Source organism: Plantactinospora sp. A48, from assembly GCF_055793945.1.
In genome coordinates, this window is sequence record NZ_JBTIXF010000006.1 from 97461 (window position 1) to 108975 (window position 11515).

The following is an 11515-nucleotide window of genomic DNA, read 5'->3' on the forward strand; positions in this document are numbered from 1 at the left end:
CACCCCCGGCGGCTGGCGGGAAGCGGGTGAGCTCATCGCGGGCGACCGGGTGATGCTGGCCGAGGAACGCCGGCTCAGCGAACAGCAGTGGCAGGTGGTGCTCGGGTCGTTGATGGGTGACGGTAACCTCTCGCCCAACCGGCAGGATCGCTCCGGTGTCCGATTCCGGCTCGGGCACGGACCGGAACAGGTCGGCTATCTCGACTGGAAAGTCTCGTTGCTCGGCAACGTACCGGTGTCCCGACGGGTTGATTCCCGCGGTGCCGCCTTCGCGGACTTCACTCCACTGCCGGAGCTCGGTGAACTGCGGCGTGCCGTTTACCTGGGCGACGGTAAGAAGCATCTGAGCTGGGATTACCTCAAGGCGCTGACCCCGCTGGCCCTTGCGGTGTGGTACATGGACGACGGCTGCTTCACCCTCCGGTCCAAGGGATTGCAGGAGCGCACGGAGGGTGGCTCAGGGCGTATCGAGATCTGCGTGGAGGCGATGGCGGAGGGCAGCCGCGAGCGGCTGGTCGAGCACCTGCGCGACGCGTACGGCTTGGACGTCAAGCTGGTCACCAGGGGAGCGCGTGGCGTCGCCTCGATCCGGTTCACCACGGCGGCTACGGCCCGCTTCCAGGAACTCGTAGCGCCGTATGTGCCCCCGGCCATGGAGGCGAAGCTGCTGCCACGATTCCACGGCCGTTGCATCGTTCAGCCGGAGTTCGTGCCGGCGGAGATGACCCCGGTGCCTGCCCGGATCATCGATGTGCGGATCAAGCCCAAGACGAGGTCGATGAACCGCTTCGACATCGAGGTGGAGGGCAACCACAACTATTTCGTCGACGGTGTGATGGTGCACAACAGCCCCGAGACGACGACCGGTGGGCGGGCGTTGAAGTTCTACGCCTCGGTCCGGCTCGACGTGCGGCGCATCGAGAGCCTCAAGGACGGCACCGACGTGGTCGGCAACCGGACCCGGGTCAAGGTGGTGAAGAACAAGGTCGCGGCGCCGTTCAAGCAGGCCGAGTTCGACATCATGTACGGCAAGGGCATCTCCCGGGAGGGCTCGCTGATCGACGTCGGCGTGGAGCAGTCGATCATCCGGAAGTCCGGCGCCTGGTACACCTACGACGGTGACCAGCTCGGCCAGGGCAAGGAGAAGGCTCGAGAGTTCCTCAAGGAGAACCCGGACGTGGCCGCCGAGATCGAGAAGAAGATCCTCGAAAAGCTCGGCGTCGGCGCGGGCGCGGGGGACGCCGCGGGCGGCCCGGAGCTGCCGCCGGTGGACTTCTGAGCCGCGCACGATGAAGGGCCGCCACGGTGCGGCCGGGAAATCTGGCACCCGCGAGGGTTCGCAGGTTTCCCGGTGGGCCGCGACGATGACCGACGGTGACTGACGGCATGCCTGGACGACGGGGTGCCCGGCGCGGTCGGGGCTGGGATGCGTCCCCGCCCCGACCTCGTCGGGCCCAGCCGGTCGACGACGCCAACGGTGATGACTCCGTTGCCAACGACGGGGGTATCGACGGCATCCCGGCTGACGCCGAACACGGCAGCCAGGTCGGGGACGGCCGAGGCGGCCGAGGCCGGAGCAGCCGGTCGGGCCGGAGCGCGGGGGGCGGGACCACGCCGCCGGACGAGGCGGAGCTGGCCCGGGAGATCTGCCTGCGCCAGCTTGCCGTCCGGCCGCGAACCCGAGCCGAGCTGGCCACCGCGATGGCCCGCCGGGGCATCTCCGAGGAGATCGCCGCGGGCGTGCTCGACCGGTACGGCGAGGTCGGCATGATCGACGATGCCGCCTTCGCCCGGGCCTGGGTGAGTAGCCGGCACACCGGGCGGGGGCTGGCGCGTCGGGCGCTCGCCAACGAGCTGCGACAGCGCGGCGTCGATCGTGAGGTCGCTTCCGAAGCCCTCGACGAGCTGGACGAGGACACCGAGGCCGAGACCGCCCGCGCCCTGGTGGACCGGAAGCTCCGCACCGCCCGGGGCGAGCCGGACGCGGTTTTCCGCCGGCTGGTGGGCATGCTGGCCCGCAAGGGATACCCGCCGGGGGTGGCGATCCGGGCGGTCAAGGACGCACTGGCCGCGCAGAGCGCCGAGGCGGCCGAGTTCGCCGACCGCATCGATCCGGACGCCCTGGCCGACGCCGAGCTGGGCGATGGCGAGCGGGACGGCCGCGCGCTGGGCTGAGGCTCCCTCGGCGGCGGCACCCGGCGACCAGACACGGTTCACCATCGTCGTAGGCGTCCGGCGTCCGGGCACGGTTCACCGTCGTCGTGGGCGTCCGGCGTCCGGCGTCCGGGCACGGTTCGCCGTCGTCGTGGGCGTCCGGCAGCCGGGTCCGGTTCACCGCAGTCGCGGGGTACCCGATGGTGGCCACGAGTTCGGCCGGGGAAGGGGCGATCGGATGCTCAAGGTGTGTCTCAACGGGGACCGCAGCCGGCAGGAACATCGGGCCGTGCCACTGACCGCCGCCGAGCTGGCCGCCGACGCGGTCCGGTGCGTGACGGCCGGCGCGGGCGCCGTACACCTGCATCCGCGCGACCACGACGGCAGGGAGACCCTGGCGGCGCCCTTTGTGACGGAGGCCGTGGCGGCGGTCCGGGCGGCCTGTCCGGGTGTTCCGGTCGGGATCACCACCGGTGCCTGGATCGCCCCCGACCCGCGGGATCGGGTGGTGGCCGTCCGGAGCTGGCGGACGCTGCCCGACTTCGCCTCGGTGAACGCCCACGAGCCGGGCGCCGAGCAGGTCGCGGCGGCGCTGCACGAGCGGGGGATCGGCGTCGAGGCCGGCCTGTGGACGCCGGAGTCGGTGGCGGCGTACCGGCGGTGGCGGGTGCCGGTCCATCGGGTGCTGCTCGAATGCCTGGTGCCCGACCGGGCCGGCGCGATGGTCCGCGCCGAGGAGTTGCTGACCAGCCTGGGCACGTCGTCCGCCGAGGACTCGGTGCTGCTGCACGCCGAGGGTCCCGGGGTGTGGGAGGTGCTCCGGATGGCCGTCGAGCGCGGCCTGGACAGCCGGATCGGCCTGGAGGACACCGTCGAGTTGCCCGACGGATCGACGGCGTCCGGCAACGAGGCCCTGGTTACCGCCGCGATCGCGCTCGGCGCACACTGACCCGACCCGATGGATCGGGTCAGCCCGGGCGGTGGGACTGGCGGTACCGGCGTGCCGGATGGGGCCGATGGGACGGCCCACACCCGCCCGGTCGATCATGACTCCTTGACCGAACGGGCACTTGCGACCTAGCCTCGCCTACAAAGGTGAGAACTGCCCGACCAACGCAGGCAACGCGCACAACATAGATCGCATAACAGTACGACAACACTTGAGCCAGCTCAGCGGCCAGACAGCTCGCCCCGGGACGGCCCGGTCCGGGGCGGGAGGACAGTCGTCTCAGCCACCGGCGGTGCGTTGCCAGCACCGTTGATGGCTCCTACCCGCAGCCACCGCCCCGGTCGGGCGTCTCGAAGGGCAGGGCGGGCTCCGGATGGCAGCGCCTCCGGTGCCGGCGGTGGAGGGAGGCGGCCATGACCTTGTGGCGGACAGTGGCCGGTGCGCATCCGCGCGGAGGTTTCCGATGAGCGGCCCGGAAGGGGTGTTGCTCGTCGCGATCGCCCTGCTGGCCGTCGTGGTGGTGGCAGCCCTGGTGCTCGGTGCCCGCACGCTGCGCCGGCTCGGGGCCGGTCCGGCACAGTCCCCGGACGACCCCGCGTTCGTCGCCGAACGGGACCGTCAGGAGCAGTCACTCGCCGCCCTGCGCGAGGCCGCCGACGAGGCGTCCTCAACGGTGGACGTGGCGAAGTCAGCCGCTGCCGCGGCCAAGGCGGAAACCGCCGCGGCCAAGGCCGAGGCGAGCGCGGCCCGCGCCGAGGCGCGGCGGGTACTGGAGGCGGCCCGTACCGAGGCGGACAACGTCCTGGAGCGGGCCCACCGGCAGGCGGAGAGCGACGCCGAGCAAGTTCGGGCCGCGGCCCGGCGCAGCGGTGAGCGCGAGGTCGCGATGCTGGCCAGCACCACCCGCGAGCAGGCCGCCGAGGTGGAGCGCCGGGCGCAGCGGATGGACGAGCGGGAACGGCTGCACACCGAGGAGGTCGAACGGCTCGCCGAGCGGGAGCGGCGGCTCGCGGCGGCCAGCGCGGACCTGGCCGCCCGGGAGGCGGCACTGGCGGTACGCGAGGCCGCGCTCGTCGAGGGCGAGGAGCGGCACCGCCGGGAGCTGGAGCGGATCGCCGGACTGACCTCGGACGCCGCCCGGCAGGAGCTGGTCGAGTCCATCGAGGGGCAGGCCAAGCGGGAGGCCGCGATCCTGGCCCGGGACATCGAGAGCGAGGCGCGGGCCACGGCCGAGCAACGGGCCCGGCACATCGTGGTGGACGCCATCCAGCGGGTGGCCAGTGAACAGACCGCGGAGAGCGTGGTCAGCGTGCTGCACCTGCCCGGCGACGAGATGAAGGGCCGGATCATCGGGCGCGAGGGGCGGAACATCCGGGCCTTCGAGTCGGTCACCGGAGTCAACCTGATCATCGACGACACCCCCGAGGCGGTGCTGCTGTCCTGCTTCGACCCGGTCCGCCGGGAGGTCGGCCGGTTGACGCTGGAGAAACTGGTGCTGGACGGCCGCATCCACCCGCACCGGATCGAGGAGGTCTACGACACCGCGCGGCACGAGGTGGAGCGGCTGTGTCGGCGCGCGGCCGAGGACGCACTGGTGGAGGTGGGCATCACCGATATCCACGACGAGCTGATCGACCTGCTGGGCCGACTGCGCTACCGGACCTCGTACGGGCAGAACGTGCTCAAACACCTCGTGGAGACCGCGCACATCGCCGGGGTGATGGCGGCCGAGCTGCGGCTGGACATCCCGACCATCAAGCGGGCGGCGTTCCTGCACGACATCGGCAAGGCGCTCACCCACGAGGTGGAGGGCAGCCACGCACTGATCGGCGCCGACCTCGCCCGCAAGTACGGCGAGAGCGAGGACGTGGTCCACGCGATCGAGGCGCACCACAACGAGGTGCCGCCGCAGACCATCGAAGCCGTGCTCACCCAGGCGTCCGACGCCTGCTCCGGGGGCCGGCCGGGCGCCCGGCGGGAGAGCCTTGAGGCGTACGTCAACCGACTCGAGCGGATCGAGGAGATCGCCGGCGGCAAGGTGGGGGTGGAGAAGGTCTTCGCCATGCAGGCCGGCCGGGAGATCCGGGTGATGGTCAAGCCGGACGACGTGGATGACATCGGCGCCGCGGTGCTGGCCCGGGACGTGGCCAAGCAGATCGAGGAGGAGCTGACGTATCCGGGTCAGATCCGGGTGACGGTGGTCCGGGAGTCCCGGGTCACCGAGATCGCCCGCTGACGGCTTCTGGGCGGCGCCACGTCTCCAGTTTCGCCTGTCGCATTCGGCCGAGACGTCGATGGGTACGGGTACGGGTACGGGCGCGCAGGATCCATCAGTTGCTACTCCATCTGACGGACCGACGAGTTCCCTGCCGCCGGCCCATCAGCAGGTGGCCAGGCGCCTCGCGCTAGTGCGGATCAGCCCTGCGGCTCGGCGACAGCTGTTCCGTCGGGCATGGCCGAGCCCGGTGTGGCGGTCTGCGCCGGGGCCCGGGGGGCTCTGCGTCGGGTGTGCCGGTCCAGCCAGGACGCCAGCGCGGTGATCAGCGAGTTGAGCACGATGAAGATCACGGCCACCACCATGGCGGCGGCCACCAGGTTGCCGTAGTTGGCCGCGACGTCGTTGACGCCCCGTTGCAGCAGTTCGGGGAAGGCGACGATGTAGCCGAGAGCGGTGTCCTTCAGCAGCACGACGAGCTGGCTGACGATCACCGGAAGCATCGCCCGGGCCGCCTGCGGGATGAGAATGAGCCGCATCACCTGGCTCTTGCGCAGGCCGATGGCGTAGGCCGCCTCGGACTGGCCGCTCGGGATCGACCGGATGCCGGCCCGGAACGCCTCGGCGAGCACCGACCCGTTGTAGAGGGTGAGCCCGATGACCACGGCCCAGAACGCGGGGACCGGTCCGGAGATCAGGAACGGCACGCCGTAGAAGATGAAGAAGATCATCAGCAGCAGCGGTACGGCCCGGAAGAACTCCACGACCACACCGGCCGGGACCCGCAGCCACCACCGCTCCGACAGTCGGCCGACCGCGAAGACGATGCCGAAGGCGAGCGACAGCACCATTCCGGTGAACGCGGCGAGCAGCGTCTGGACCAGCGCGGGCAGGATGAACTGGGTCCAGGTGGACGCCCGTGCGAAGGGCTTCCAGAGCGCCCCTTCCCACTGGCCCGCCTGGTCGAACTTCGAGTAGATCCACCACAGCAGGGCGGCCAGACCGACCCCGAAGACGACGCTGAGCACCCGGTTGCGGATCCGGGCCTTCGGCCCCGGGTGGTCGTAGAGAACGGTGCTGGTGCTCATCAGCGCTTCACCGCCAGTCGGTTGGCCAGCCAGCCGAAGAGGTAGCCGGTGGGGATCAGGAACGCGGCGAAGGTGCCGGCGAAGACCAGGAAGATCGGGATGACCGCGTCACCGTTGCTGTTGATCAGGTCCTTCATCACGCTGGACGATTCCATCAGCCCGATCGTCCCGACGATCGTCGCGTTCTTGCACAGCGCGATGAGGACGCTGCCCAGCGGGGCCACCACGGCGCGGCCGGCCTGCGGCAGCACCACGATCCGTAGCGTCTGGAAGAAGCTCATTCCGATCGCCCGGGCCGCCTCGGCCTGGCCGGCGGGCACCGTGTTGATGCCCGAGCGGATGGCCTCGCAGACGAACGCCGCGGTGTAGACCGACAGGCCGACGACGCCGAGCCAGTAGTTGTTCAGGTCGAGGTCGTCGGAGAGGCTGAGGCCCAGGGTGGAGAAGAGGCCGAAATAGCAGAAGAAGACGATCAGCGTGAGCGGCGTGTTGCGGAAGATGTTCACCCAGGCCGCGCCGACGCCGCGCAGCACCGGCACCGGGGAGACCCGGAAGGCGGCCAGCAGTACCCCGAGGACCAGCGCGAGCACCGCGGCGGCCCCGGTCAGCTTGAGGATCCAGAAGAACCCCGACAGGTACGCGTGGAGGTTCGTCGGGTCGGCGAATACGTGCATGCGTCGGCTCCCGGGGCGCGTGGTCGCAGGTGGGGCGTACCGGGGGTCGGCAGCCGTGCCGACCCCCGGTGCCGGTCAGACCGTTCCGCAGTTGGTCAGCTTGCTGGTGTCCAGCTCAGGCGCGGCCTTGCCGCTCTTGCCGAGCGTGTTGTCCCAGGCGGCCTTGTAGGTGCCGTCGGTGGCGGCGGCCTTGAGAATCTCGTTGACCTTCTCGCAACCGTTCTTGTCGTCCATCTTCAGGCCGATGCCGTAGGGCTCGGTGGAGAAGGGCTTGCCGACCACCTTGAACTTGCCGGCGTACTGCGACTGGGCGGCGTAGCCGGCCAGGATGATGTCGTCGGTGGTGACGGCGTCCACCTGCCCCCTCTCCAGCAGCGGCAGGCACTTGGAGTACGAGTCGAACTGCTGGAGCCTGGCCTTCGGGTGATCCGTCTGGATCCGCTTGGCCGGCGTCGAGCCGGTCACCGAGCAGACGGTCTTGCCGTCCAGGGCCTCCGGCCCGGTCAGCGTGGAGTCCGCCTTGACCAGCAGGTCCTGTCCGGCGATGTAGTACGGTCCGGCGAAGTTGACCTTCTTCTTCCGATCGTCGTTGATCGTGTACGTGGCCACGACCAGGTCGACGGTGCCCTGCTGGATGAAGGGCTCCCGGTTCGACGAGACGGTGGTCTTCCACTCGATGTTGCCGGCGTCGACGCCGAGGCCCTTGGCGACGATCTTCGCGATCTCGATGTCGAAACCCTCGTACTGGCTGCCGGTCTGGAGGCCCAGGCCGGGCTGGTCGGCCTTCACACCGATGACCAGCTTCTTCTGGCTCTGGGCCTTCCCGACGATGCCCTTGGCGCCCCCGCCGGAACCGCCGCTGTCGCCGCCGCAGGCGCTCATGCCCAGGGCCAGGGTGGCAGCCGCGACGACCGCCGCCGCGCGTTCGTACCGCATATTCATCTCCTTCTTCGGCTCAAAGCCCGCCGGAAACGGCGGCACTCCACTACGGACGCTCAGTGCGTCAGGATCTTGGAAAGGAAGTCCTTGGCCCGCTCGCTGCGCGGGTTCGCGAAGAACTCCGCGGGCGGGGCGTCCTCGACGAGCTGCCCGTCGGCCATGAAGATGACCCGGTTGGCCGCGTGCCGCGCGAACCCCATCTCGTGGGTGACCACCACCATGGTCATGCCGTCGCGGGCCAGCGCCGTCATCACGTCCAGCACCTCGCCGACCATCTCCGGGTCGAGCGCGCTGGTGGGCTCGTCGAAGAGCATCGCCTTGGGCTGCATGGCCAGCGCCCGCGCGATGGCGGCCCGTTGCTGCTGCCCGCCGGAGAGCTGGGCCGGGAACTTGTCCGACTGGTTGGCGATGCCGACCCGGTCGAGCAGCGCCATCGCCCGCTCGCGGGCCGCGGCCGGCTTCTCCCGGCGGACCTTCAGGGGCCCGAGGGTGACGTTTTCCAGGATCGTCTTGTGGGCGAAGAGGTTGAAGGACTGGAAGACCATCCCGACCTCGCTGCGTAGCCGCGCCAGCGGCCGGCCCTCGGCGGGAAGCGGCTGCCCGTCGAAGGTGATCGTGCCGGAGTCGATCGGCTCCAACCGGTTGATCGTGCGGCACAGCGTCGACTTGCCCGAGCCCGACGGCCCGATGACGACGACCACCTCACCCCGACCAACCGAGAGGGTCACGTCGTGCAGCACGTGCAGCGGACCGAACCACTTGTTGACCGATTCGAGCACGATGAGCGGCTCGTCAGTCGTCACCGTCGTCCACCGTCCTGTCGATTGGCGTTGGCTGCTGAATGTCGGCTCCGCCGGTGGCGTCACCTCTGGTGGAGCCACTGTAGGCGGCCCCTACAACCGGAGTGCAACCCGAGAGGTCACGGAGCAGTAACACCGTCCGGGTCCGGACGTACCCACGGCACGTCTGCGGGCGCGATCCAGCACTCCGGGCTTCGCCGCGACGGGGCCCGGACGGGTTGTCCGGCTTCCGACCCGGGCAGGATGGGCGACGACGATCCCCGGCGAGAAGGAGCAGCCAGCCATGGAACCGGTCCGGTTGACCCGGTACGCCCGCGGTGGCGGGTGTGCCTGCAAGATTCCGCCGGGTGAGTTGGAGGCCGTGGTGGCCGGCCTGGGCATTCCGGCGGGCCGGACCGGCGAACGGCCCGGCGACCTGCTGGTCGGGGTCGAGCACGGCGACGACGCCGCGGTCGTCCGGCTCGACGAGCACACCGCCGCGGTGGCCACCGCGGACTTCTTCACCCCGGTGGTGGACGACCCGTACGACTGGGGTCGGATCGCCGCCTGCAACGCCCTGTCCGACGTGTACGCGATGGGCGGCACACCGCTGGTGGCGCTGAACCTGCTCTGCTGGCCCCGGGACGTACTGCCGATGGAACTCGCCGGCGAGGTGCTGCGTGGCGGCTACGACCTCGTCCGGCAGGCCGGCTGCCACCTGGCCGGCGGGCACAGCGTGGACGACGAGGCGCCGAAGTACGGCCTCGCGGTGACCGGCGTGGTCCGGCCGGAAGAGCTGATCACGCTCGACTCGGGTCGGCCGGGGCTGCCGCTGTCGCTGACCAAGCCGCTCGGTGTGGGTGTGCTCAACTCGCGGCACAAGGCGACCGGCGAGGTGTTCCCGGAGGCGGTGGCGTCGATGACCACCCTCAACCGGGACGCGGCCCGGGCCGCGGTGGCCGCCGGGATACGTTGCGGCACCGACGTGACCGGTTTCGGCCTGCTCGGCCACCTGTCCAAGCTGGCCCGGGCCAGCGGGCTCACCGCCGTCGTGGACTCGGCCCGGGTGCCCTACCTCGACGGCGCGCGGTCGGCGGTCCGGGCCGGCCATATCAGCGGTGGCAGTCGCCGGAACCTGTCCTGGGTGACCCCGTGGACGGACTTCGGCGCGGTGAGCGAGGAGGACCGGCTGTTGCTGGCCGACGCGCAGACCTCGGGGGGACTGCTGGTCGCGGGCGAGGTGCCCGGTGGAACGGTGATCGGGGAGTTGCGCCCGCGCGGCGCGGCCATGGTGCTGGTCCGGTAGCCGACAGCTCCGGGCGGGTCACGGGACAATTTAGTCCCAAATGGTCACAGACCGGTAACTTCGCCCCGACGGGCCTGGCCGGGCCGGCACCATCGTCTCAGGGGAGCGGTTCGAGCCGGCTCCCGGCCCGTGGGGGGCGAGCCGGGCTCGCGATCCCGGTAGCCGCGAACGAGAGGTGGGACGGCATGACCGAGCTCTGGAACTGGAAGGTCGAGGACGACCGGGTTCGGGCCGAGGTCTACCAGGCACTGGCCGAGTCGCTCGGTCGCCCGGTGGTGCCGCTCGGAGCCCGCGAGCCCGAGCGGATCCCGGTGGGCGCCGTGGTCGCCGACGTGTGGTGGCGACCGGGCGAGTTCGCGCTTTCGATCGACTGCTACGGACCGCCGACGGGGCTGGCCGAGCACACCGCGGCCGCCGCGCTGGCCAGCCGGCTGGATCGCCGGTGCCTGCTGGCCGACGACACGTACGACGGCAGCCGACACCTGCTGGTGGGCCCGGACGGCACCATCCGCCCGGTCCACTTCGTGGTGGTCGAGACCGACGACGGCGAGGTGCTGCACGGAGAGCAGCTGTGCAGCACCGCCGAGCCGGGCTGTCGGGGCTGGTCGCAGTGCGGCCAGTCGCGTTGGGCACCCGACTCGGTGCTGCCCGCGCTCGTCGCCGCCTGAGCGCGGGCACGCCGGTCCGGGCTGAGGCGCCAGCGCGCCGGTCCGGGTTCAGGCGCGAGCGCGCCGGTGCGGGCGGGCGGATCAGGAGTCGGCTGAGCCCCGGGCGCGCCGGTCCGGGTGGGTCAGGAACCGCCGGATGCCGAGCCAGCGGGCCGGCGTACCACCAATTGGTCGAGCAGTTGGTGGGTGGCGGCGGCCACCGCGCTCACCGCGGCGTCGAACGCCGCCGCGTTGTGCGGCGCCGGCTGTCGGAAGCCGCTGATCTTGCGGACGTACTGCAGGGCCGCGGCCTCGATGTCGGCGGGCGTGACCTGCTCGGCGTACGGCTCACGCAGCGTCTTGATGCTGCGACACATGGCTCCTCCTGGAGTCGGTGGGATGGCGCCTGGCCGGCCTGTCCACCAGGTGGACGATTGTCCGCCGGTGGTATTTCCGATCCTGTCATGCGCCGGTGACACAACGTCGAAAACTCTCTATCCTTGCGGTGAGGGAGGCCGGCGGGCTGTCCCTGCCGCGCCTCGTGCCGTGCGTCTCGGCCCAAGGGAGAATCATCGTGGACCACGCCGGAACCAAGCTGTCCCTTTCCGACCTCGACACCCTGGAGCACGTCCTCCGTACCCCGCTCGACCGGCTCGTCATCGACGACGACCGGGTCGAGACGGTGTTGCGCCGCGTCCGTCGTCGCGAGCGTGCCCTGGTGAGCGCCGCCCCGGTCGCCGCCTTCAACTCCGCCATCTGAACTC

At 70.9% G+C, this 11515-nt stretch carries 12 protein-coding genes and 1 pseudogene; 8 read left to right on the forward strand and 5 right to left on the reverse strand.

Translation table 11 applies throughout. The features are described 5' to 3' along the window. Window positions 1-34: 34 nt before the first annotated feature. From ACXN5W_RS05505 to rny, 5 genes and pseudogenes are all read left to right on the forward strand, one after another. Window positions 35-607, forward strand: a pseudogene (locus tag ACXN5W_RS05505) (LAGLIDADG endonuclease); the annotation flags it as partial. Between the two features lie 171 nt (window positions 608-778). Beyond that, window positions 779-1279, forward strand: coding sequence for a hypothetical protein (locus tag ACXN5W_RS05510; RefSeq protein WP_473157085.1), 501 nt, complete (start codon window positions 779-781; stop codon window positions 1277-1279). A gap of 107 nt (window positions 1280-1386) precedes the next feature. Continuing rightward, window positions 1387-2175 carry a regulatory protein RecX gene (locus ACXN5W_RS05515; protein ID WP_473157045.1) on the forward strand — a complete coding sequence of 263 codons (789 nt, stop codon included), beginning with the start codon at window positions 1387-1389 and terminating at the stop codon, window positions 2173-2175. 217 nt (window positions 2176-2392) lie between these two features. After that, a complete protein-coding gene (locus tag ACXN5W_RS05520; RefSeq protein WP_473157046.1) occupies window positions 2393-3103 on the forward strand; it encodes a 3-keto-5-aminohexanoate cleavage protein in 711 nt (236 codons plus the stop codon). Window positions 3104-3566: 463 nt separating this feature from the next. Beyond that, window positions 3567-5339: a ribonuclease Y gene (rny, locus tag ACXN5W_RS05525; RefSeq protein WP_473157047.1), complete on the forward strand. Its 1773-nt coding sequence runs from the start codon at window positions 3567-3569 to the stop codon at window positions 5337-5339. Window positions 5340-5518: 179 nt separating this feature from the next. Here rny and ACXN5W_RS05530 read toward each other — a convergent pair whose 3' ends face one another. From ACXN5W_RS05530 to ACXN5W_RS05545, 4 genes are all read right to left on the reverse strand, one after another. Further along, window positions 5519-6406 carry an amino acid ABC transporter permease gene (locus ACXN5W_RS05530; protein ID WP_473157048.1) on the reverse strand — a complete coding sequence of 296 codons (888 nt, stop codon included), beginning with the start codon at window positions 6404-6406 and terminating at the stop codon, window positions 5519-5521. Then, a complete protein-coding gene (locus ACXN5W_RS05535) occupies window positions 6406-7080 on the reverse strand; it encodes an amino acid ABC transporter permease (RefSeq protein ID WP_473157049.1) in 675 nt (224 codons plus the stop codon). Before ACXN5W_RS05535 ends, ACXN5W_RS05530 begins: the two co-directional genes overlap by 1 nt. Window positions 7081-7155: 75 nt before the next feature. Beyond that, window positions 7156-8016, reverse strand: a complete 861-nt coding sequence (locus ACXN5W_RS05540; RefSeq protein ID WP_473157050.1) for a glutamate ABC transporter substrate-binding protein — start codon at window positions 8014-8016, stop codon at window positions 7156-7158. A 59-nt stretch (window positions 8017-8075) separates the two neighbouring features. Then, window positions 8076-8822 (reverse strand): amino acid ABC transporter ATP-binding protein, encoded by a 747-nt coding sequence (locus tag ACXN5W_RS05545; RefSeq protein ID WP_473157051.1) that lies wholly within the window; start codon window positions 8820-8822, stop codon window positions 8076-8078. 280 nt (window positions 8823-9102) lie between these two features. On the opposite strand from ACXN5W_RS05545, the gene selD reads away from it, so the two are divergent. Next, window positions 9103-10104, forward strand: coding sequence for a selenide, water dikinase SelD (gene selD, locus ACXN5W_RS05550; RefSeq protein WP_473157052.1), 1002 nt, complete (start codon window positions 9103-9105; stop codon window positions 10102-10104). 185 nt (window positions 10105-10289) lie between these two features. After that, the gene (locus ACXN5W_RS05555; RefSeq protein WP_473157053.1) at window positions 10290-10772 is read left to right on the forward strand and encodes a hypothetical protein; all 483 of its coding nucleotides are present in this window, start codon (window positions 10290-10292) and stop codon (window positions 10770-10772) included. Window positions 10773-10894: 122 nt separating this feature from the next. Here the strand turns inward: ACXN5W_RS05555 and ACXN5W_RS05560 are convergent, their stop codons facing one another. Next, complete coding sequence (locus ACXN5W_RS05560; protein ID WP_473157054.1) at window positions 10895-11128, reverse strand: DUF2277 domain-containing protein; 234 nt, start codon at window positions 11126-11128, stop codon at window positions 10895-10897. Between the two features lie 197 nt (window positions 11129-11325). Here ACXN5W_RS05560 and ACXN5W_RS05565 point away from each other — a divergent pair, with 197 nt between their 5' ends. Further along, on the forward strand, window positions 11326-11511 hold the full coding sequence (locus tag ACXN5W_RS05565; RefSeq protein ID WP_473157055.1) for a hypothetical protein: 186 nt from the start codon (window positions 11326-11328) through the stop codon (window positions 11509-11511). The last annotated feature ends 4 nt before the right edge of the window (window positions 11512-11515 follow it).